General features: G+C 61.2%; 21 protein-coding genes and 4 tRNA genes. 5 read left to right on the top strand and 20 right to left on the bottom strand.

Annotation, left to right across the window (positions count from 1 at the left end; translation table 11 throughout):
- Positions 1–22: 22 nt before the first annotated feature.
- The gene (locus WF331_RS06225; protein WP_016500553.1) at positions 23–391 is read left to right on the top strand and encodes an Mpo1-like protein; all 369 of its coding nucleotides are present in this window, start codon (positions 23–25) and stop codon (positions 389–391) included.
- Between the two features lie 136 nt (positions 392–527).
- Here WF331_RS06225 and WF331_RS06220 read toward each other — a convergent pair whose 3' ends face one another.
- The 3 genes from WF331_RS06220 to WF331_RS06210 form a co-directional block, all read right to left on the bottom strand.
- Positions 528–1,325: an acyl-CoA thioesterase gene (locus tag WF331_RS06220; RefSeq protein WP_016500554.1), complete on the bottom strand. Its 798-nt coding sequence runs from the start codon at positions 1,323–1,325 to the stop codon at positions 528–530.
- 88 nt (positions 1,326–1,413) lie between these two features.
- Positions 1,414–2,181, bottom strand: a complete 768-nt coding sequence (locus WF331_RS06215; protein WP_016500555.1) for a CHAD domain-containing protein — start codon at positions 2,179–2,181, stop codon at positions 1,414–1,416.
- Positions 2,182–2,195: 14 nt separating this feature from the next.
- Positions 2,196–2,474, bottom strand: a complete 279-nt coding sequence (locus WF331_RS06210) for a lipoprotein (RefSeq protein WP_003250254.1) — start codon at positions 2,472–2,474, stop codon at positions 2,196–2,198.
- A gap of 178 nt (positions 2,475–2,652) precedes the next feature.
- Here WF331_RS06210 and WF331_RS06205 point away from each other — a divergent pair, with 178 nt between their 5' ends.
- Positions 2,653–3,693: a patatin-like phospholipase family protein gene (locus tag WF331_RS06205; RefSeq protein WP_016500556.1), complete on the top strand. Its 1,041-nt coding sequence runs from the start codon at positions 2,653–2,655 to the stop codon at positions 3,691–3,693.
- An 89-nt stretch (positions 3,694–3,782) separates the two neighbouring features.
- Here WF331_RS06205 and WF331_RS06200 read toward each other — a convergent pair whose 3' ends face one another.
- From WF331_RS06200 to WF331_RS06170, 7 genes are all read right to left on the bottom strand, one after another.
- A complete protein-coding gene (locus tag WF331_RS06200; protein WP_049276840.1) occupies positions 3,783–5,654 on the bottom strand; it encodes a SurA N-terminal domain-containing protein in 1,872 nt (623 codons plus the stop codon).
- Positions 5,655–5,835: 181 nt separating this feature from the next.
- Positions 5,836–6,108: an HU family DNA-binding protein gene (locus WF331_RS06195; RefSeq protein ID WP_016485887.1), complete on the bottom strand. Its 273-nt coding sequence runs from the start codon at positions 6,106–6,108 to the stop codon at positions 5,836–5,838.
- A 152-nt stretch (positions 6,109–6,260) separates the two neighbouring features.
- Positions 6,261–8,657: an endopeptidase La gene (gene lon, locus WF331_RS06190; protein WP_049276841.1), complete on the bottom strand. Its 2,397-nt coding sequence runs from the start codon at positions 8,655–8,657 to the stop codon at positions 6,261–6,263.
- 163 nt (positions 8,658–8,820) lie between these two features.
- Positions 8,821–10,104, bottom strand: coding sequence for an ATP-dependent Clp protease ATP-binding subunit ClpX (clpX, locus tag WF331_RS06185; protein ID WP_016485885.1), 1,284 nt, complete (start codon positions 10,102–10,104; stop codon positions 8,821–8,823).
- Positions 10,105–10,212: 108 nt separating this feature from the next.
- Positions 10,213–10,854, bottom strand: coding sequence for an ATP-dependent Clp endopeptidase proteolytic subunit ClpP (gene clpP / locus WF331_RS06180; protein WP_012271562.1), 642 nt, complete (start codon positions 10,852–10,854; stop codon positions 10,213–10,215).
- Between the two features lie 92 nt (positions 10,855–10,946).
- Positions 10,947–12,260 (bottom strand): trigger factor, encoded by a 1,314-nt coding sequence (gene tig, locus WF331_RS06175; RefSeq protein ID WP_016500559.1) that lies wholly within the window; start codon positions 12,258–12,260, stop codon positions 10,947–10,949.
- A 251-nt stretch (positions 12,261–12,511) separates the two neighbouring features.
- Positions 12,512–12,811 carry a DUF6388 family protein gene (locus WF331_RS06170; RefSeq protein WP_016500560.1) on the bottom strand — a complete coding sequence of 100 codons (300 nt, stop codon included), beginning with the start codon at positions 12,809–12,811 and terminating at the stop codon, positions 12,512–12,514.
- A 206-nt stretch (positions 12,812–13,017) separates the two neighbouring features.
- Here WF331_RS06170 and WF331_RS06165 point away from each other — a divergent pair, with 206 nt between their 5' ends.
- A complete protein-coding gene (locus tag WF331_RS06165) occupies positions 13,018–13,374 on the top strand; it encodes a type II toxin-antitoxin system RelE/ParE family toxin (protein WP_340622734.1) in 357 nt (118 codons plus the stop codon).
- The gene (locus WF331_RS06160) at positions 13,371–13,667 is read left to right on the top strand and encodes an XRE family transcriptional regulator (protein WP_016500562.1); all 297 of its coding nucleotides are present in this window, start codon (positions 13,371–13,373) and stop codon (positions 13,665–13,667) included. The genes WF331_RS06165 and WF331_RS06160 overlap by 4 nt, the downstream gene beginning before the upstream one ends.
- Before the next feature lie 73 nt (positions 13,668–13,740).
- Here the strand turns inward: WF331_RS06160 and WF331_RS06155 are convergent.
- The 4 genes from WF331_RS06155 to WF331_RS06140 form a co-directional block, all read right to left on the bottom strand.
- A tRNA-His gene (locus tag WF331_RS06155) sits at positions 13,741–13,816 on the bottom strand.
- A 44-nt stretch (positions 13,817–13,860) separates the two neighbouring features.
- Positions 13,861–13,945: transfer RNA gene (locus WF331_RS06150), tRNA-Leu, on the bottom strand.
- A 52-nt stretch (positions 13,946–13,997) separates the two neighbouring features.
- Positions 13,998–14,073 (bottom strand) — tRNA-His (locus tag WF331_RS06145).
- A 42-nt stretch (positions 14,074–14,115) separates the two neighbouring features.
- Positions 14,116–14,192, bottom strand: a tRNA-Arg gene (locus tag WF331_RS06140).
- Positions 14,193–14,462: 270 nt separating this feature from the next.
- Here WF331_RS06140 and folD point away from each other — a divergent pair.
- Positions 14,463–15,317: a bifunctional methylenetetrahydrofolate dehydrogenase/methenyltetrahydrofolate cyclohydrolase FolD gene (folD, locus tag WF331_RS06135; protein ID WP_016500563.1), complete on the top strand. Its 855-nt coding sequence runs from the start codon at positions 14,463–14,465 to the stop codon at positions 15,315–15,317.
- A 186-nt stretch (positions 15,318–15,503) separates the two neighbouring features.
- Here folD and WF331_RS06130 read toward each other — a convergent pair whose 3' ends face one another.
- The 6 genes from WF331_RS06130 to WF331_RS06105 are packed head-to-tail and all read right to left on the bottom strand — an operon-like array spanning position 15,504 to position 21,426.
- Positions 15,504–17,243, bottom strand: a complete 1,740-nt coding sequence (locus tag WF331_RS06130) for an ABC transporter substrate-binding protein (RefSeq protein WP_059395692.1) — start codon at positions 17,241–17,243, stop codon at positions 15,504–15,506.
- 39 nt (positions 17,244–17,282) lie between these two features.
- On the bottom strand, positions 17,283–17,555 hold the full coding sequence (locus WF331_RS06125; protein WP_016500565.1) for a DUF2160 domain-containing protein: 273 nt from the start codon (positions 17,553–17,555) through the stop codon (positions 17,283–17,285).
- Between the two features lie 12 nt (positions 17,556–17,567).
- Positions 17,568–18,368: a carbohydrate ABC transporter permease gene (locus tag WF331_RS06120; RefSeq protein ID WP_016500566.1), complete on the bottom strand. Its 801-nt coding sequence runs from the start codon at positions 18,366–18,368 to the stop codon at positions 17,568–17,570.
- Positions 18,369–18,371: 3 nt separating this feature from the next.
- Complete coding sequence (locus WF331_RS06115) at positions 18,372–19,238, bottom strand: carbohydrate ABC transporter permease (protein WP_284363840.1); 867 nt, start codon at positions 19,236–19,238, stop codon at positions 18,372–18,374.
- Positions 19,235–20,332, bottom strand: coding sequence for an ABC transporter ATP-binding protein (locus WF331_RS06110; RefSeq protein WP_114942344.1), 1,098 nt, complete (start codon positions 20,330–20,332; stop codon positions 19,235–19,237). The genes WF331_RS06115 and WF331_RS06110 overlap by 4 nt, the downstream gene beginning before the upstream one ends.
- Positions 20,332–21,426, bottom strand: a complete 1,095-nt coding sequence (locus WF331_RS06105) for an ABC transporter ATP-binding protein (protein ID WP_049276855.1) — start codon at positions 21,424–21,426, stop codon at positions 20,332–20,334. Before WF331_RS06105 ends, WF331_RS06110 begins: the two co-directional genes overlap by 1 nt.
- Positions 21,427–21,526: the final 100 nt, after the last annotated feature.

Below are 21,526 nucleotides of genomic sequence, written 5' to 3'. Positions count from 1 at the left end.
GCATGACCGAGAGGAAATGCCCATGAGCAAACGCCTGCCCAACCTGCCCGCCTGGCAATGGCGCGGCTACCACAATAACCACCGCCACCCGGCCAATCTGGTGCTGCACCTGATTGCGGTGCCGCTGTTCATTCTCGGCGCGCTGCTGATTCTGTCGGGGCTGTTCGGCCTGGACCTGGGCCAGATTGCCGTTGGCGTGATCGCCCTGATTGCCGGCCTTGGCTTACAGCGCCATGGTCATCGCCTGGAGGCCGAACAACCTGAGCCGTTCGCCAATCGCCAGGATGCCGTGCAGCGTTTGCTGACGGAGCAGTTCATCACCTTTCCGCGCTTTGTGCTGAGCGGGGCCTGGTGGAAGGCCTGGCGGGAGCGGCACAAACACCGCCATTGATGCCATGGGGCTGCTTTGCAGCCCAATCGCGACGCAAGGCCGCTCCCACAGGAATCACGCGCAATCTGAAAATTGCGAGATCCTTGTGGGAGCGGCCTTGTGTCGCGAAAGGAGCGCGTAGCGCTCCCAAGATTGATCAAGCAAACACGGTGACGGTCTGTCGGCTCAGGGCCAGCAACTCGCCCTCTGCCGTCCACAACGCCGCAGCAGCATGCCCATAACCCTCCCGCGCATGCTCGGTCTCCACGCAGTACCGGCACCAGTCCAGGGTCGACAGCTTCGCCGTGGGCTGGATGAACTCGATGGTCCAGGTCAGGGTGCTGCCCGCTGCGGGCTGCTTGAGAAACGGCATGAGGCTCGGCGGCCAGGCATCGACCAGCGCCAGCAAGTGCGACTCATTGACCTGCTCTTCAGCTACATCCCGCAAGCGCACCCAGCCGCCCATCTTGCGCGATTGATTACCACTGAACGGCAACCCACCCACTGCCCAACGCAAGGCTACATGGCGCATGAATTCAGGCGTAACGCCCTTGATATAGGGCAACTCGGGCGCTGCGTCGTCGAGTGCGGGCATTTCCATCGCCGGCAACGCTGGCACCTCGACCACCGAAGGCCGGCCTGCACCGAAATTGCCCTGCACCAGGGTCACCACCTGGCCATCCTGAACGGCGCGGCCGAGCAAGGTGCTGACCGCCTTGCCTTCACGCAGCACCTCCACCTCGAAACGAATTGGCACATCTGCTGCCGCAGGCGCAACAAAGCTGATGGCCAGCGAGCGCACAGGGCGGCTGTCGGAGAGTTTCAGGCGCATGGCCTCGTAGACCATGGCCGCCATCAGCCCGCCAAAGGCGGCGCGGCCCTGGGCCCAGCTGGGCGGGATGCTGACGGCATCCGGGTTGCCCCGCACGGCCTCTAGCAGTTGGTTGAAGTTCATTGGCTGGCTCCTGCCCGCAGCGAAAAGGTCTGCCCATCGTAGCCAGCAAACCCCGGGCGATCAGCCCGCATATCGGTCAATTGTCGGGCTAGCGACGCGCCAGCGCCTGCAGCAGGGCATCCAGCGTCACATCCGACTTGCGCTCGGCCTCGTGCAGCTCTTGCTCCCACGCGACTTTGCAGGGGGCCAGGTCAGCATGCTCGCGTGCCTGCAGCAACCACTGCAGGCGGTCATGCCAGTTGCCCAGGTCGCCCTGTGCCTTTTTCAGCAGGCGCTGCAGTTTCTTCCCGGCGTGGTCGAGTTGTGGGTAGGCCTCGTCGCCATAGCGCGCACGCTTGATCAGCAAGCGCAGGCGGTGGCGGTCGTGAGCGGGGTCTTGCAAGGCTTCGTGCAACTTGCGCCATTGCTTGACCAGGCGCTTGTCAATGCGTTTGTCCAGTGACTTGACCAGCCCCTCGCGGCCTGCCGCCCGCAGGAACAACGGAAACGCGTCGACAATCGCCAGCACCCGGGCCAGCTGCGGGCTGGCAGCGACACTGGCAAAGGTCCTGCCACGCCCTTCCAGGCGCCGCTGGCCGGCGGCGGTATAGCCGCGCGCGATCAGCTCCGCTGCCAGCACCTCCCGGTCACGCAGCGGCGTGGTCAGGGTACCCAACGCGCTGGCGGCACCCTCCAGCTGCTCCACGCCAGGCAGCCCGCGCAGCGGCCGCAGCAGGCTGCGCAAGCGCCGCAGGCTGATGCGCAAGTCGTGCAAGGCTTCGCGGTCGGTATCGGCAGCCAGGCGTTCGCGGCAGGCCATCAGGCGCACCTGCAAGGCCAGTATCTGGGCTACTACATGGTCTAGCATGGCAGACATACGACGCTCCTTGATCAGCGCCCGGCGCGCGACTCACGAATGTAGAAGCGCGCCTTTTCGGCTTTGCGCGTACAGCTCTCGTAACCTTCGAACTGCTGCTGGGTCTTGGCCCCGGTCAGCAGCGACAAGGCCTTGGAGTAACTCACTGCACCGGCAAAGCCTTCGGCCTTGGCCAGGTCCAGTTCCTTCCAGGCGGCATCCAGCTGGGTCGCGCAGCTGTCACGGTAGGCCGTCTTGCCCGCGCAGCCAGCAAGGGCCAAGGCAATCAGTGGAAGGCAGATCCAGGCTTTCATCGGTAATACCTCAATGGAAAAAACAGTGGCTGTTCGACGCCCCGGCAGCTGAAAAGTGCCCTGCCCGGCCGGCTGTGCCCGGCCAGTTTTATTACAGTAGCTCAGCGCGATCTACATTGAAGCACAGCCTGTGATGGGTGCATTGTAGGACCATGGTTGCACTGGACGGGGAATATTCATGAGCAAACGCGTGGCACTGGTACTGGGCTCGGGCGGAGCCCGGGGGTATGCACACATCGGTGTGATCGAGGAAATCGAGCGGCGCGGCTACGACATTGCCTGCATTGCCGGCTGCTCCATGGGTGCAGTGGTTGGCGGCATCTATGCTGCCGGCAAGCTGAGCGACTATCGCAACTGGATCGAGAGCCTCGACTATCTGGATGTACTGCGCCTGGTCGACGTCAGCTTTCGTCTCGGCGCCATTCGCGGCGACAAGGTGTTCGGGCAAATCCGCAAGATCGTCGGCGAGATCAACATCGAGCAATTGCGCATCCCCTATACAGCGGTTGCGACCGACCTTACCAACCAGCAGGAAATCTGGTTTCAGGAAGGCTGCCTGCACCAGGCCATGCGCGCCTCGGCGGCCATCCCCAGCCTGTTTACCCCTGTGATGCAGGGCAACCGTATGCTGGTGGACGGGGGCATCCTCAACCCGCTGCCGATTGTGCCTGTGGTGTCCAGCCACTGCGACCTGATCATCGCCGTCAACCTCAACGCCACCAACCAGAAGCAGTACCAGTTGCCGGTGATCGAGCGCCCTGCGGCGTTCAAGATGCGCTTTGACTCCTTGCTGAGCTCATTGGGCTCTCGCTTGCCATTCCGGCGCAAGCCGGCGGAAGAGTTGATGCGCATCGAACAGGAAATAGTCGCCGAAGGCCTGGCGCCGCCCAACCCGTGGCTGGCAGATGCCGCCGACCCGGAAGGCCAGCAACCGGCGGCGGCACCGGAACGCCAGGGCGCGCCGAAGTCGGCGACCGGCTCGTTCATCATCGACAACGTGGGGCCTGCTTCGCTGCTGGACTTGATCAACCAGAGCTTCGAGGTCATGCAGACCTCACTGGCGCAATACAAGATCGCCGGGTATCCACCGGATGTGCTGATCAACGTGCCCAAGCGGGTCTGCCGGTTCTTCGAGTTCTACAAAGCTCCCGAGCTGATTGCGTTGGGACGGGAGATCGCGCGGGATACGCTGGATAACTATGAAGGGGTGAAACGCTAAGCGTCGTAGCAACCGCGAAGAGGCCGGCACAAGCGACAGAAACGAAACAGGCCGCACGAGGCGGCCTGTTTCTTCATGCAGCGATCACCTTAGTAACGGGTGATATCCGCATTGGCTTCCAGCTGCTTGCGGTAGGCCGCGAAGTCCTGCTGGCCAGCACGCGACGCGAGGTAGCGGCGGATCTGCTGCTTCTCTTCGTCGGTGGCGGTAGCGCCTTCGTTGACGCCCTTGAGCTGCAGCACCACCAGGCTACCGTCACGCAGCACTACGCTGCCATACACCGGCTTGCCCTTGGCTTGCGGCTTGCCCAGGCGGAACAGCGCCTGCAGTTCGGCCGGGTCAATACCGTCCTCGCCACGGGTAACTGCTTCATAGGCCTTCCAGCCTTGCCCTTCGTGCACGCTGTCTGCTGCGATGGAACCGTCACGCAGGCCGGCGATCAGCTTGTCCGCCTTGGCCTTGAGCTCGGCAGTCGCCTTCTCTTTGGCCAGGTGTTCGCGGATGTTGCTGGCCACCGCTTCCAGCGGCAGTTGCTCCGGCTTGCGGTGCTCCTTGACGCGCAATACCACGGTGGTCTCCGGGTCGAGCTCGATGGCGGTGCTGTTGGCAGCCTCCTCCAGCACTTCTTCGGAGAACGCAGCCTGCACCACCGAACGGTTGGCGGTAATACCTTCACCACCCTCGCGACCGAAGGCTGCAGAGGTCTGCACTTTGAGGTTCAGGTCCTGGGCCGGCTGGGCCAGGTCGGAAGCCTCGTAGGCAGCATCCTGCAGCTGCTTGCTGGCATCGACGTAACGCTGCTCGACCAGCGGGGTTTTCAGGTCGCGGGTCAGCTTGTCCTTCAAGCTGGCGAAGCTCGGCACTTCAGGCGCCTGCACACCCAGCAGCTTGATCAGGTGATAGCCAAACTCGGTGCGCACTGGCGTCGAGACCTGGCCGTCCTGCAGCTTGTACAGCGCATCCTCGAACGCCGGGTCGTACACACCCGGGCCGGCAAAGCCGAGGTCACCACCGCTGTTGGCCGAACCCGGGTCCTGGGAGAACTCCTTGGCCAGCGCGGCAAAGTCTTCACCCTTGGCCAGACGCTGCTCGATCTCTTCGGCACGGGCCTTGGCCTGGGCGTCGGTGACCTTGTCGTTGACCTCGATGAGGATGTGCGCGGCATGGCGCTGCTCGGCGAGGTTGGCGATTTCCTTCTCGTACTGGGCCTTGAGCTCTTCGTCGGTCACTTTGACCTGGTCGAAGAACACCGACTTCTTCAGCTCGATATAGTCGATCACCACCTGGTCAGGCGACATGAACTCCTTGGCGTGCTGCTCGTAATGCGCCTTGACCTCTTCGTCGCTGACCTTGACCGCGGCCGGGTCGGCCTTGAAGGTCAGGGAGGCGAAATCGCGGGTCTGCTTCTCCAGGCGAGCGAAGGCATCGACCTGCTGGTCGGTGACAAAGCTGCTACCCGCCAGGCCGGTGCGCAACTGGCCGATGAGCATTTCCTCGGCGAGCATCTCGCGGAACTGCATGCGGCCGTAGCCCATCTGGCGGATGACCTGGTCGAAACGGTCAGCACTGAACTTGCCATCCACCTGGAACTCCGGCGTTTGCAGGATCACCTGATCCAGCGCAGCCTCGGAGAAGGCAAACTTGGCATCTTCGGCGCCTTGCAGCAGCAATTTGCGGCTGATCAGGCCCTTGAGCGCCTCTTCACGCAGCAATTTGTCTTCCAGCAGCGCTGGGTCGAAATCCTTGCCCAACTGTTGCATCAACTGACGGCGCTGCATGTCGGCCGCCTGGGCCAGCTCGTTCTGGCTGATGGTCTGCCCGTTCACCTTGGCGGCGTCCTGGCTATGGGTGGCGGCCTGGAAAATAGCTTCGAAACCGGTCAACGCCATCAAGACGACGATAAGGCCGATGATGGTCTTGGCAATCCAACCTTGTGAATTGTCCCTGATATTTTGCAGCATGCGTCCCCCAGAAACGGCTGTACCACTGCGTCGACAACCGCGGAGCGTGGGTAGAATCCTGATAAAAGAAAGGCGCATCCGAGGATGCGCCTTTTCTTAGCAAACGTGTCAGGCGGGAACGTTTGCGCCCCGCCTTCAGCGTGCTCGGCCCCGGCAAAGCCAGGTCCGGCTGAAAGACGACTTAGTTGACGGCGTCTTTCAGGCCTTTGCCAGCCTTGAAACCTGGAACCTTGGCGGCTTCGATCTTGATCGCCTTACCGGTTTGCGGGTTGCGGCCAGTACGCTCGGCGCGGTCCTTTACCGAGAAGGTACCGAAGCCAACCAGAACGACGTCGTCGCCTGCTTTCAGGGCACCGGTTACGGAGTCGATCACAGCGTCCAGAGCCTTACCTGCGGTAGCTTTGGAAATGTCAGCCGATGCAGCGATAGCGTCAATCAGTTCCGACTTGTTCACTCTAAGTCCCCTTATTTCTCTATTGAGTTTGTTTCTAAGTATGTAATGAAAAGCTTATGAAACGTGCGCTGGGTGGCTTGATGACAATAGCGTGCCGCTTTATAGCAAGGGCCCGAAAAAACTGTCAAGAAAAGCCCCCCAGCCAAAAACTACTAATGCGTGCTGATTCTTTCCTTAGCATCGCCGTCGCGCTTTTCATCTTTCGCGACAATCTCAGGAGCCACATCTGGCAAGGGCTCCGGGGCGTATTGCAGCGCAATTTGCAGGACTTCGTCAATCCATTTGACCGGTTTGATCTGAAGATCCTGTTTGATATTTTCCGGAATCTCCTTCAGATCGCGAACATTCTCCTCTGGAATGATCACCGTCTTGATGCCGCCACGGTGTGCCGCCAGCAGTTTTTCCTTCAACCCGCCAATGGCCAGCACCTGGCCACGCAGGGTGATTTCGCCGGTCATGGCCACGTCGGCACGTACCGGAATCTGCGTCAGCGCCGACACCAGCGCGGTGCACATGCCCACGCCCGCGCTTGGGCCGTCCTTCGGCGTGGCGCCTTCCGGCATGTGGATGTGTACGTCGCGCTTCTCGTGGAAGTCGGCGGCAATCCCCAGGCTACGGGCGCGGCTGCGTACCACGGTCTGTGCGGCGGTGATCGACTCGACCATCACATCGCCCAGCGAGCCGGTCTTGATCAACTGGCCCTTGCCGGGGATGACCACGGCTTCGATGGTCAGCAGTTCGCCACCCACCTGGGTCCAGGCCAGGCCGGTGACCTGGCCGATCTGGTCCTGCTGCTCGGCCAGGCCATAACGGAACTTGCGCACGCCCAGCAGGTGCTCCAGCTGCTCGCTGGCCACCTTGACCTTGACCTGCTTCTGCCCGGTATGTTCCTTGACCACCTTGCGGCAGACCTTGGCAATTTGCCGCTCCAGGCCCCGCACACCGGCTTCGCGGGTGTAGTAGCGGATGATGTCGCGGATCGCCGAAACGTCGACCTCAAGCTCTTCCTTCTTCAAGCCGTTGGCCTTGACCTGCTTGGGCACCAGGTACTTGACCGCGATGTTGATCTTCTCGTCCTCGGTGTAGCCCGGAAGGCGGATGACTTCCATCCGGTCGAGCAGCGCCGGCGGGATATTCATCGAGTTCGAGGTGCACAGGAACATCACGTCCGAGAGGTCGTAGTCGACTTCCAGGTAGTGGTCGTTGAAGTTGTGGTTCTGCTCCGGGTCGAGCACTTCCAGCAGTGCCGAAGCCGGGTCGCCACGCATGTCGCTGCCCATCTTGTCGATTTCATCGAGCAGGAACAGCGGGTTGCGCACACCCACCTTGGTCATCTTCTGGATCAGGCGGCCAGGCATGGAGCCGATATAGGTACGGCGGTGGCCACGGATCTCGGCCTCGTCACGCACGCCACCCAGAGCCATGCGCACGAACTTGCGGTTTGTGGCAGCAGCGATCGACTCGGCCAGCGAGGTCTTGCCCACGCCAGGTGGGCCGACCAGGCAGAGCACCGGGCCGCGGATTTTCTTGACGCGCTTCTGCACGGCAAGGTACTCGAGGATGCGTTCCTTGACCTCTTCCAGGCCATAGTGGTCGGCATCGAGAATTTCCTCGGCCTTGGTCAGGTCCAGACGCACCTTGCTCTGGGCCTTCCACGGTACCTGCACGAGCCAATCGAGGTACGAACGCACCACCGTGGCCTCGGCCGACATCGGCGACATCTGCTTGAGCTTGTTCAGCTCGGCCTGGGCCTTGGCCAGGGCATCCTTGGGCAGGCCAGCGGCTTCGATGCGCTTTTTCAGCTCTTCGACTTCGTTGTGGCCTTCGTCACCATCACCGAGCTCTTTCTGAATGGCCTTCATCTGCTCATTCAGGTAGTACTCGCGCTGGCTGCGCTCCATCTGCTTCTTGACCCGACCACGGATGCGTTTTTCAACCTGCAGCAGGTCGATTTCAGCATCCAGCAGCGCCAGCACGTGCTCGACACGGGTGGTCAGGTCGACAATTTCGAGAATTTCCTGCTTCTGTTCGATCTTCAGGGCCATGTGGGCGGCCATGGTATCGACCAGACGCCCTGGCTCTTCGATGCTGTTCAGCGAAGACAGCACTTCAGCAGGGACTTTCTTGCCCAACTGCACGTACTGCTCGAATTGCGACAGCAACGTGCGCACGAACACTTCCGACTCGCGCTCGGCGGCGTCGGTTTCGTCGATCAGGGAGACTTCGGCACGAATGTGCCCTTCTACTTCGGTGAAACGCTCGACCGCGCCACGCTGCTCGCCCTCGACCAGCACCTTGACGGTACCATCAGGCAGTTTCAGCAGCTGCAGCACAGTGGCCACGGTGCCGACACGGTACAGGGCGTCCTCGCCTGGATCGTCGTCGGCCGGGTTTTTCTGGGCCAGCAGCAGGATCTGCTTTTCGCCCGTCATCGCTGCCTCGAGGGCTTCGATGGATTTTTCGCGCCCCACGAACAGCGGGATAACCATGTGCGGGTAAACAACGACATCGCGCAATGGCAAAAGAGGCAAGTCGAGGGTGGTCTTCATGATTTCGCCTCTACAGCGGCCTTATGGCCGGAAACCGGTGGAAATGATGCTTGGACCTAATGTGGGGGCACGCTTGGGAAATTACAAGCGCTAGCGCAGGAAAAGCAGAAAGGGGCCCGTAGGCCCCCATCTTGCTTGCAACCGTCACCGGCCATTGCCTGAATCAGGCGTCTGGCGCGGCCTTGGCTTGCGGCTCGCTGTTCTCGTAGATCATCAGCGGCTGCGAAGTGCCTTCGATGACGCTCTCGTCGATCACCACCTTGCTGACATCCTTCTTCGAAGGGATCTCGTACATGGTGTCGAGCAACACGCCTTCGAGGATCGAACGCAGGCCACGGGCGCCAGTCTTGCGCTCCAGGGCCTTGCGTGCAACGGCCTTGAGTGCATCGCTGCGGAACTCGAGGTCGACGCTTTCCATCTCGAACAGCTTGGCATATTGCTTGGTCAGGGCGTTCTTCGGCTCGGTGAGGATCTGCATCAACGCAGCCTCGTCCAGCTCGTCGAGGGTAGCCAGCACCGGCAGACGGCCGACGAATTCCGGAATCAGGCCAAACTTGACCAGATCATCCGGCTCGACCTCACGCAGGGACTCGCCAACCTTCTTGCCTTCTTCCTTGCTGCGTACTTCTGCGCCAAAACCGATGCCACCCTTGGTGGAACGGCCCTGGATGACTTTTTCCAGGCCCGAGAACGCGCCACCGCAAATGAACAGGATGTTGCGGGTATCTACCTGCAGGAACTCCTGTTGCGGGTGCTTACGCCCACCTTGCGGCGGTACCGAGGCCACAGTGCCCTCGATCAGCTTCAGCAGCGCCTGCTGCACGCCCTCACCCGAGACGTCACGGGTAATGGACGGGTTGTCCGACTTGCGCGAAATCTTGTCGATTTCGTCGATGTAGACAATGCCCATCTGGGCCTTTTCCACGTCGTAGTCGCACTTCTGCAACAGCTTCTGAATAATGTTTTCGACGTCCTCACCCACATAACCAGCCTCGGTCAGGGTGGTGGCGTCAGCAATGGTGAACGGTACGTTCAACAGGCGTGCCAGGGTTTCGGCGAGCAGGGTCTTGCCCGAGCCGGTCGGCCCGATGAGCAGGATGTTGCTCTTGCCCAGTTCGACTTCGTCGCCCTTCTTGTCACGCTGGTTCAGGCGCTTGTAGTGGTTGTATACCGCTACGGCCAGCACCTTCTTCGCGCGCTCCTGACCAATGACGTACTGGTCCAGGATGCCGCTGATTTCTTTCGGCGAAGGCAATTTGTGCGCGCTGCTCTCGGCCTGGGCTTCCTGCACCTCCTCACGGATGATGTCGTTGCACAGGTCGACGCACTCGTCGCAGATAAATACCGAGGGCCCGGCAATCAATTTGCGCACTTCGTGCTGGCTTTTGCCGCAGAAGGAGCAATAGAGCAATTTGCCGCTGTCCTCGCCGTTACGGGTGTCAGTCATTCGATCGATCCAATCCGGTAGGCTTGCAACACAAGATGAAGGCAATTGCGGGCTTTTTCAAGTCCGCAGGTAGGCGCTTTCCGCGCCTACCTGCTCTGACACCCCGGTTCAGGAGGCCAGTTGCCGCTTGTCGTAGACCGAGTCGATCAGGCCGTACTCGGCCGCGCGCGAGGCGCTCATGAAGTTGTCACGCTCAGTATCACGCTGGATGGTCTCGAGGTCCTGGCCGGTGTGGTAGGCCAGCAGCTCGTTGAGACGCGCCTTGATGCTGAGGATTTCCTGGGCGTGAATCTGGATGTCGGTAGCCTGGCCCTGGAAGCCGCCCAATGGCTGGTGAATCATCACCCGCGAGTTAGGCAGGCAGTGACGCTTGCCCTTGGCACCGGCGGTCAACAGGAACGCACCCATGCTGCAGGCCTGGCCGATGCAGATGGTCGAGACGTCCGGCTTGATGAACTGCATGGTGTCGTAGATCGACATGCCTGCAGTCACCGAGCCGCCTGGGGAGTTGATGTAAAGATGGATATCCTTGTCCGGGTTTTCCGCCTCAAGGAACAGCATCTGCGCCACTACCAGGTTGGCCATGTAGTCTTCTACAGGGCCCACCAGGAAGATCACTCGCTCCTTCAACAGCCGCGAGTAGATGTCATAGGCGCGTTCGCCACGGGCGGACTGCTCGATAACCATCGGGACCAGGCCGCCGGCGGCCTGGATGTCAGAGCTCTGCTGAATATAAGAATTGCGGGACATGTCCTGCGCTCACTCCCAAATAGTCATGGCTTGAATACGCACAAGCCAGCGCGAAGGCTGGCTTGTGGGGGTTTCCTACGAGAGAAAACGTATTACTCGGCTTCGGCTGGTGCCTCGGCTGGTTTTACGGCTTCTTCGTACGAGACCGACTTGTCGGTCACAGTCGCTTTCTGCAGAACAGTATCTACAACTTGTTCTTCCAGCACAACCGAACGCACTTCGTTCATTTGCTGGTCGTTCTTGTAGTACCAGGCGATGACCTGCTCAGGCTCCTGGTAAGCCGAAGCCATTTCTTCGATCATCTCGCGAACCTTGGCGTCGTCCGGCTTCAGTTCGAACTGCTTGACCACTTCGGCCACGATCAGGCCCAGCACTACGCGGCGCTTGGCTTGCTCGGTGAACAGCTCGGCAGGCAGTTGCTCAGGCTTGATGTTGCCACCGAACTGCTGAACAGCCTGCACGCGCAGACGGTTGACTTCGTTTTCCAGCAGGGCCTTTGGCACTTCGATCGGGTTGGCGGCCAGCAGACCGTCCATGACCTGGTTTTTCACCTTGGTCTTGATCGCCTGGCGCAGTTCACGCTCCATGTTCTTGCGAACTTCGGTGCGGAAGCCTTCCAGGGTCGACTCTTTGATACCGAACTGGGCGAAGAACTCTTCGTTCAGCTCTGGCAGCACAGGGGCGGCAACGCTGTTGACGGTGATGGTGAACTCGGCAGCTTTGCCAGCCAGGTCCAGGTTCTGGTAGTCCTCTGGGAAGGTCACGTTGACAACGCGCTCTTCGCCAGCCTTGGCGCCAACCAGGCCTTCTTCGAAGCCCGGGATCATGCGGCCGGAGCCCAGCACCAGCGGGGTACCCTTGGCCGAACCACCGGCGAACACTTCACCGTCAACCTTGCCGACGAAGTCGATGTTGACCTGGTCGTCGTTCTGCGCGGCGCGCTCGACAGCCTCGAAACGGGTGTTCTGCTTGCGCAGCACTTCCAGCATGTTGTCCAGATCGGCGTCAGCCACTTCGGCGCTCAGGCGCTCGACGTTGATCGACTCGAGGCCGGCAACGGTGAACTCAGGGAACACTTCGAAGATGGCGACGAATTCCAGGTCCTTGCCTTTTTCGAAGGACTTTGGCTCTACAGCAGGGGCGCCAGCCGGGTTCAGCTTCTGCTCGACGATGGCTTCGTAGAAGGAAGCCTGGACCAGGTCACCGAAAGCCTCTTGACGGGCGTCAGCTTCAAAACGCTGACGGATCACGTTCATCGGCACTTTACCAGGACGGAAGCCCGCAATCTTGGCGCGCTTGGCAGTCTGCTGCAGACGCTTGTTGACTTCGTTCTCGACGCGCTCGGCCGGAACGGCGATGGTCATGCGGCGCTCGAGAGCGGAAGTGTTTTCAACAGAAACTTGCATGGATATTCCTCGTTGCACAGACGTTAGCCGGCGTTAGCCCGACTCCAGAATCAAGGGCAAGCATTCTAGTGAGTCGCGCAGCAGAAGTCACCCCACTCGGGACGACGGGAAACCACGCCGGTCGATTAACTTTCAAGGCCCGCACGGCTTACCGCCGAGCCTGCTTCAATTAAGGGCCGCACGACGCCCAGGGCGACCTGCAGCCGAAATACCTTGTCAAACAACTGCCAGTGGCGAATTCGCTTCCTTTATTACTCAGGATCGATTTCGTTGAACTGGCAATATTCTTCCCACCCCATCCCCAGCGCCTCGGCCACCTCGCGGTGCGTCTCCAGGCGCATGGCCTGCAGCTGTTCCGGGGTTTCGGCAATCAATTGCAGCGCCAGCTCCCAGGGCTGAATGCCCTGCTCATCGGCCGCATCCTCGAATGCCCACTCGATCTGCTGGGCCTGCTCGCGCGCATCCAGCTCACGAATCTCTTCGAGCAGCTGCGGGTTGGCCTCGGCAAAGCGCTGTAGCGCCAGGGCCTGACGGGATTCTTTTGCAATCATTGAGCTGTTCCTCTGCCGGCCAACCTGGCCGGTGTTTCAACCGGCTGAAATCTAACAGCTTTTATTGGGATGCCACTAGAGGATTGCAAGGGGCGGCACGCATTGATTTTTCATCCGGCCAACAGCCCTACAACATCATAGGAAAAGCCCTATGGCAGGAGCGACCAGCCCAGGCTTGAATGGAGCACCTTTTTTGGTACACTTCCATGGACAGGAACGACCCAACACTGAAAGCCCGCTTCTTCCGCACCAAAGCTGGCAATGAGCCCGTGCGCGAATGGCTGACTTCTCTCCAGCGCACGGACAAACACCTGATTGGCAGCGAGATCAAGACAATACAAATGGGCTGGCCGCCAGGCATGCCCATTGTCAGAAAGCTGGACAAAGGCTTATGGGAGGCAAGGGTCAACCTGGTAAACCAGACCGCCCGGGTTCTCTTTACCGTGGAGGGAAACATCATGATCCTGCTTCACGGCTTCATCAAGAAAAGCCAGAAAACACCAGCACCGGACCTGGCCACCGCCAGGCAGCGCAAAGCCGCCATAGAGAGGCACCAGCAATGAACCCCCACATCGGCACCGACTTCGATGAGTTTCTGGCAAATGAGCAGCTTGCCGAAACGGTATCTGCAACCGCCCTCAAACGTGTGATCGCCTGGCAAATCGCCGAAGCCATGAAAGCGCAGAAAGTCACCAAGAAGGCACTGGCCGAACGCATGCACACAAGCCGAACTGCGGTTGACCGCGCGCTGGATCAGAACGATCCCGGCATGACACTGGCAACCCTGGCCAGCGCAGCACGAGCTCTCGGGCAGCGCGTGGAGGTGCGCCTGGTACCAGAGAGCGCCCCCGCCTGAGCGAGGATCTACTAATCAAGATTCAAAACAAAAAGGCGCCCGATCTCACGATCAAGGCGCCTCTTCTGGAATATGGGGTGGACGATGGGAATCGAACCCACGACAACTGGAATCACAATCCAGCGCTCTACCAACTGAGCTACGCCCACCATATTGCGGTGTTGCAGTGTTGCAGTACAGCTTTACAGAAGCATGGTGCGGACGAAGAGACTCGAACTCTTACAGCTTGCGCCGCTGGAACCTAAATCCAGTGTGTCTACCAATTTCACCACGTCCGCGTAACGCTTAAAACAAAGGCGCCAGATGCTATCGAGGCGCCTTTGAAGAATATGGGGTGGACGATGGGAATCGAACCCACGACAACCGGAATCACAATCCGGCGCTCTACCAACTGAGCTACGCCCACCATATTGCATTACAACCTTACTTGCTTGCCCATGCTGCCTAATGGCGCACCCGGCAGGACTCGAACCTGCGACCATCCGCTTAGAAGGCGGATGCTCTATCCAGCTGAGCTACGGGCGCTTAAGCTTGAAGCCTAACCGAACGAGTCATTAACAGGTAACTGCTAAACCACTCATTCTGCCCGACTTAGCCAACCAGTGCTAGGCTGTGCCCGACAAGTGCGGCGAATCTTATAGGCGACCCCGAAAGTCGTCAACACCTTTTTCAAAAAAATTTAAATTATTTAAGGGGTTAGGGGATTTGCCCGACCACCCGCCTTTGCCCTTGGCGCGTGTCGTGCGAGAATACGCGCTCTTTATTGTTTCCTTCTCGATGGTTAATCACGCGTCTATGACTGCACACCTAATCGATGGCAAGGCGATCGCCGCCAGCCTGCGCAAGCAGATCGCTCAACGTGTCGTGGAGCGTCGCCAGCAAGGCCTGCGTACGCCCGGCCTGGCAGTGATCCTGGTCGGCACCGACCCCGCCTCGCAAGTCTATGTCTCGCACAAGCGCAAGGACTGCGAAGAGGTCGGTTTCATTTCGCAGGCATTTGACCTGCCCAGCGAAACCTCGCAGCAGGCCCTGACCGAGCTGATCGATCGCCTCAATGACGACCCGGCTGTAGACGGCATCCTGCTGCAACTGCCGCTGCCGGAGCACCTGGACGCCTCGCTGCTGCTCGAGCGCATTCGCCCGGACAAGGACGTGGACGGCTTCCACCCGTATAACGTAGGCCGCCTGGCCCAGCGCATTCCGCTGCTGCGCCCCTGCACACCGAAAGGCATCATGACCTTGCTGGAAAGCACTGGTCAGGACCTGTATGGCATGGATGCGGTGATCGTCGGCGCCTCCAACATCGTGGGTCGCCCGATGGCCATGGAGCTGCTGCTGGCCGGCTGTACCGTGACCGTCTGCCACCGCTTCACCAAGGACCTGGCCGGCCATGTCGGGCGTGCCGACCTGGTGGTCGTGGCTGCCGGCAAGCCGGGCCTGGTCAAGGGTGAGTGGGTCAAGGAAGGCGCCATCGTCATCGACGTGGGCATCAACCGCCAGGAAGACGGCAAGCTGGTCGGCGACGTGGTCTACGAGACCGCCCTGCCGCGCGCGGGCTGGATCACCCCAGTGCCGGGTGGCGTCGGGCCGATGACCCGGGCCTGCCTGCTGGAAAACACGCTGTATGCGGCGGAAGAGCTGCATAAGTAATAGCGCGTGATGCGAAAACGGCACCTCTGGCAGGTGCCGTTTTTTTTGCCTGTGATTTATGCATTGGCCTTGCTGGCCTCTTCGCGGGCTTGCCCGCTCCCACAGGAACACCCCAACCCTTGAGAGCGGTGCAGTGCCTGTGGGAGCGGCCGAGCCCGCGAAGAAATCAACGCGGTGCTCAGCCGATCACTTGCGCGCCGCCTCCCACGACTTCAGCAGTTCGGTGTAGCTGACTGTCTCGCCCTTGGGCTTTTCGTTGGCCAGCTTAGGCTTCGGTGCGCCCGGCTGGTCGAACCAGTACTGGGCGTCTTTCTCCGGGTTCATCTTGGGTGCACAGGTCGCCTGGGCATTGGAGCGCTGCAAGCGTTCCATCATGCGGTCCTGGTCGCGGGCCAGGCCGTCCAGGGCTTCCTGCGGGGTCTTCTCGCCACTGGCCACTTCGGCGATATGGCTCCACCACAGCTGCGCCAGCCGCGGGTAATCCGGCACGTTGGTGCCGGTCGGCGTCCACTGCACCCGCGCCGGGCTGCGGTAGAACTCCACCAGCCCGCCCAGCTTGGGCGCCAGGTCGGTCATGGCCTGGGAGTTGATGTCCGACTCGCGAATCGGCGTCAGGCCGACGATGGTCTTTTTCAGCGACACGGTCTTGGAGGTGACGAACTGGGCATACAGCCACGCCGCCAGGCGTTGCTTCTCGGGGGTGGACTTGAAGAACGTCCACGAGCCGGTGTCCTGGTAGCCCAGTTTCATCCCCTCCTCCCAGTACGGCCCCTTCGGCGAAGGCGCCATGCGCCACTTCGGCGTGCCGTCGGCATTTACCACCGGCAAGCCAGGCTTGGTCATGTCGGCGGTAAACGCGGTGTACCAGAATATCTGCTGGGCAATGTTGCCCTGCGCCGGTACCGGGCCGGCTTCGGAGAAGGTCATGCCCTGGGCCTCCTTGGGCGCGTAGGCACGCATCCAGTCCACGTACTTTTGCGTGGCATAGACGGCCGCCGGCCCGTTGGTGTCGCCGCCGCGGGTCACGCTGGACCCCACAGGATGGCAGTCCTCGACGCGAATGCCCCATTCATCCACCGGCAAGCCGTTGGGCAGGCCCTTGTCACCGCCACCGGCCATGGAGAACCAGGCATCGGTGAAGCGCCAGCCCAGCGAGGGGTCTTTCTTGCCGTAGTCCATGTGCCCGTAAACGCGCTTGCCGTCGATTTCTTTGACGTCTTCGGTGAAGAACTTGGCAATGTCCTCGTAGGCCGACCAGTTCACCGGCACGCCCAGCTCATAACCGTACTTTTCCTTGAATTTAGCCTTCAGCTCTGGGCGCTCGAACCAGTCGGCGCGGAACCAGTACAGGTTGGCGAACTGCTGGTCGGGCAGTTGGTAGACCTTGCCATCCGGCGCAGTGGTGAAGGAAATACCGATGAAATCCTTCAGGTCGAGGGTCGGCGAGGTGTAGGCCTTGCCCTCGTTGGCCATCAGGTCGGTAATCGATTCCACCTTGCCATAGCGAAAGTGCGTACCGATCAGGTCGGAGTCGTTGACCCAGCCGTCGTAGATGTTCTTGTCCGACTGCATCTGCGTCTGCAGTTTCTCCACCACATCGCCTTCCTGCAGCAGGTCGTGGGTCAGCTGGATGCCGGTGATCTCGCTGAAGGCCTTGGCCAGCACCTTGGATTCATACTCATGGGTGGTGATGGTTTCCGACACCACATTGATCTTCATGCCACGGAACGGCTCGGCGGCCTTGATGAACCACTGCAATTCAGCCAGTTGCTGTTCAGGGGTAAGGGTCGAGGGCTTGAACTCACTGCCGATCCATTTTTTTGCTGCATCTTCGTACTCGTCGGCCCAGGCAGCGCCATGCGCGCTGGCCAGTACCAGCAACGCGGCAAGGGTCAAATGTCGCCTGTTGTGCTTGTTATCGAACATTGTGATCTCCCGTTTCAGTTATCCCACAGGGCCGCTCGCTCAGCCCCAGCGCAGCACCACCACCAGCCACGCCAGCGATAGCAGCGAGGCCACCCACAAGGGCCAGTCGCTGACGCCGACCACCAGCAGGTGCAGGTAGGCGCTGGCCAGCAGGCCGATGAACAAGCGGTCACCACGGCTGGTGACCAGCGGCAAGAAGCCCCGTCGCGCTACGCAGGGGCGGCGCAGTTCAAGCAGGGTCATGCCCACCAGCAGCACGCCAACGGCGACGAAGAACAGCGCCGTCGGCAGGGTCCAGGCCATCCACTCCATGCGTTGCCCTCCTCACACCCGGCCCAGGGCAAAGCCCTTGGCCACATGGTTGCGCACGAACCAGATCACCAGCATGCCCGGCAAGATGGTCAGTACCCCCGCCGCCGCCAGCACACCCCAGTCGATGCCTGATGCCGACACGGTGCGGGTCATTACCGCAGCAATCGGCTTGGCGTTCACTGAGGTCAGGGTGCGCGCCAGCAGCAGTTCGACCCAGGAGAACATGAAGCAGAAAAACGCCGTGACGCCGATGCCGGAGCCAATCAGCGGAATGAAGATTTTCACGAAGAAGCGCGGGAAGCTGTAGCCGTCGATGTAGGCCGTTTCGTCGATTTCCTTAGGCACCCCCGACATGAACCCCTCCAGGATCCACACCGCCAGCGGTACGTTGAACAGGCAGTGGGCCAGGGCCACGGCGATATGGGTATCGAACAGGCCAATCGACGAGTACAGCTGGAAGAACGGCAGCAGGAACACCGCCGGTGGCGCCATGCGGTTGGTCAGCAGCCAGAAGAACAGGTGGCGGTCGCCGAGGAAGCGGTAGCGCGAGAAGGCATACGCTGCCGGCAACGCCACCAGCAGCGAAATCAGCGTGTTCAGGCACACGTAATACAGCGAGTTGAGGTAGCCGCTGTACCAGCTGGCATCGGTGAAGATCACCCGGTAGTTGTCGAGGGTGAACGCCTGCGGCCACAGGGTCAGGCCACCCAGGATCTCGGTATTGCTCTTGAACGACATGTTCAGCAGCCAGTAGATCGGCACCAGCAGGAAGAAGAAGTACAGCAGCAGGGCCAGCGATTTGCGCGTGCTCATGGCCTAGTCCTTGTCGGCATGGGTCATGGCTGTGTAGAACAGCCACGACACCAGCAGGATGATCAGGAAGTACACCAGCGAGAACGCCGCCGCCGGGCCCAGGTCGAACTGCCCCACGGCCATGCGCGTGAGGGTCTGGCTGAGGAACGTCGTGGCGTTGCCCGGCCCGCCACCGGTCAGCACGAATGGCTCGGTGTAGATCATGAAACTGTCCATGAAGCGCAGCATCACCGCGATCAGCAGCACGTTTTTCAGCTTGGGCAGCTGGATATGGCGGAACACCGCCCAGCCCGAGGCACGGTCGATGCGTGCAGCCTGGTAGTACACGTCGGGGATGGCGCGCAGCCCCGAATAGCACAGCAATGCCACCAGCGAGGTCCAGTGCCACACATCCATCACCAGCACGGTGAGCCAGGCGTCGAACGGGTCGCCGGCATAGTTGTAGCTGACCCCAAGCTTGGCCAGGGTGGCGCCAAGCAGGCCGATGTCGGCACGGCCGAAAATCTGCCAGATGGTGCCGACCACGTTCCACGGGATCAGCAGCGGGATCGCCATGATGATCAAACACACCGAGGCCATGCGCCCCTTGGTCGGCATGGTCAGGGCAATGCCGATACCCAGCGGGATCTCGATCAGCAGCACGCAGGCGGAGTAGATGAACTGGCGCAGCAGCGCATCGTGCAGCGCCGGGTCACGCAGCACCTGGCGGTACCAGTCGGCACCGACGAAGTAGCGGTTTGACTGGTCGAAGATGTCCTGCACCGAGTAGTTGACCACCGTCATCATCGGTACCACTGCGCTGAACGCCACCAGCAGAAACACCGGTAGCACCAGCCACCAGGCCTTGTTGTTCTGCACCCTGTTGCTCATGGCCCGGCCTCCAGCAGCACATCGTCGACGTACAACATCAGCCACTGCGCCGGCAGGCTGACCCAGGCCTGCTCCACGGGCAACGGGCGGTCCTCGCCCAGCCGCGCCTTGAGCGCGACACCGCCCAGTTCGAGGGTGACGATGCGGTAGGTGCCCAGGTCTTCGACATCCAGCACGCGTGCCGGGTGGGCACCCTCGAACGGGCTGTCCCACAGCTGCACGAACTCCGGGCGAATGCCCACCTGCAGTCGCCCACCCGCCGTCGCCGCCAGGCGCTCGCGCAGGCCATCGGGCAGCGCCAGGTGGACATCACCGAACACCACCCCGTCCGCCTTGGCACGCACGTCGATCAGGTTCATCCCCGGGCTGCCGATGAAGTAGCCAACGAAGGTATGCCGCGGCCGCTCGAACAGCTCGCGCGGGGTGCCGAACTGGACAATGCGCCCGCCGTGCATCACCGCGATCTTGTCGGCGAAGGTGGAGGCCTCCAACTGGTCGTGGGTGACGTAGATCATGGTGATATTGAACTGCTCATGGATCTGCTTCAGCTTGCGCCGCAGCTTCCACTTCAGGTGCGGATCAATCACCGTCAGCGGCTCGTCGAACAGGATCGCCGACACGTCATCGCGCACCAGGCCGCGCCCCATGGAGACCTTCTGTTTTTCGTCGGCACTGAGGTTGCGCGCCTTCTTGCGCAGCACGCCCGCCAGGTCGAGCACCTCGGCAATTTCTTCCACCCGGGCACGCACCCGGGCTTCATCCAGCCCCTGGTTGCGCAAGGGGAAGGCCAGGTTGTCGAACACCGTCATGGTGTCGTAGACCACCGGGAACTGAAACACCTGGGCGATATTGCGGGCCTGTGGTGACAGCTGGTTGACCGGTTTGCCGTCGAACAGCACTTCGCCATGGGACGGCGTCAGCAGCCCGGAAATGATATTGAGCAAGGTCGACTTGCCGCAGCCCGATGGCCCGAGCAAGGCATAGGCACCGCCCTGCTCCCACACATGATCCAGTGCGTGCAGGGCATAGTCGGCCTCGCTGGCGGGCTGGCGGCTGTAACTGTGCGCCAGTTGGCGCAGGCGGATTTCGGCCATCACCCTCTCCTTGCCTGGCGCAACCCCGGGGCCTGCACCAACGTCCCGGCGCTGTCGAAGACGAACAGCTTGTGCGTGGGGATGAACACGCGAATGGGCGTGTCCACCTGGTATTCGTGCACACCGGGCAGGTGCAGGACCATGCGCCAGTATTCGTTACGCACATGCAGGAAGGTTTCTGAACCGCTGATCTCTGCCAGTTCCACCAGCACCGCCAGCTCCAGGTCATCGTCATGGGCCGGCACCAGGGTGATATGGCTGGGGCGCACGCCAAAGCGGTAGTCGCCCTCGGCCAGCGGCTGCAAGTCGGCATTGCGGGCAAAGTGTACAGCCTGGGCAAGGCTCACCTCGTTGCCACTGATACGGCCCGCCACCAGGTTTATCGGCGGCTCGGAAAACAGCTCGGCAGCCAGCACACTGCCCGGGCGCTGATACACCTCGGTGGTGGGCCCGCTCTGCACGATCCGGCCTTCGTGCACGAGAGTGGTGGTGCCGCCCAGCGCCAGCGCCTCGTTGGCCTCGGTGGTGGCGTACACGGCAATGCAATGACGCGCCGCAAACAGTTCGCGCAGTTCTTGGCGCAGGCCTTCGCGCAACTTGTAGTCGAGGTTCACCAACGGCTCATCGAAGAGGATCAACGAGGCATCCTTGACCAATGCCCGGGCCATCGCCGTGCGTTGCTGCTGGCCGCCGGAAAGCTCCAGCGGCAGGCGCTGCAGGTAGGTTTCAATGCGCAGCATCTCGGCAGTTTCCTGCACCCGCCGGCGGATCTGGTCCTCGGCCATGCGCGCCTGGCGCAGCGGCGAGGCGATGTTTTCGAACACGCTCAAGGTCGGATAATTGATGAATTGCTGATACACCATCGACACATTGCGCTGGCGTACCGGCACACCGGTGACGTCCTGGCCATCCATCAGCACCCGGCCCTGGTCCGGGCGGTCGAGCCCCGCCATCAGGCGCATCAGGCTGGTCTTGCCGGCGAGGGTGCGGCCCAGCAGCACGTTGAACGAACCGGGCTCGAAACGCAGCGAAGCCTCGACGATCCAGGGCTGGTTATCGACGCTGCGGCTGACTTGCTCCAGCACCAGGGACATGGCGTGGCCTTCTTGTGATTGTTGTCTGCGGTGCACAGCCAGTTCCGTGCCAATCGCTCCCCGGTGCTCTGGTCCGGGGCCTGGGTGGCAGCGCTGGCAA

It is taken from the genome of Pseudomonas sp. YNh (assembly GCF_037993085.1).
Classification (GTDB): Bacteria; Pseudomonadota; Gammaproteobacteria; order Pseudomonadales; family Pseudomonadaceae; genus Aquipseudomonas; species Aquipseudomonas putida.
Note: the sequence above shows the minus strand (reverse complement) of the source record. Positions and strands in the feature narration are given on the sequence as shown.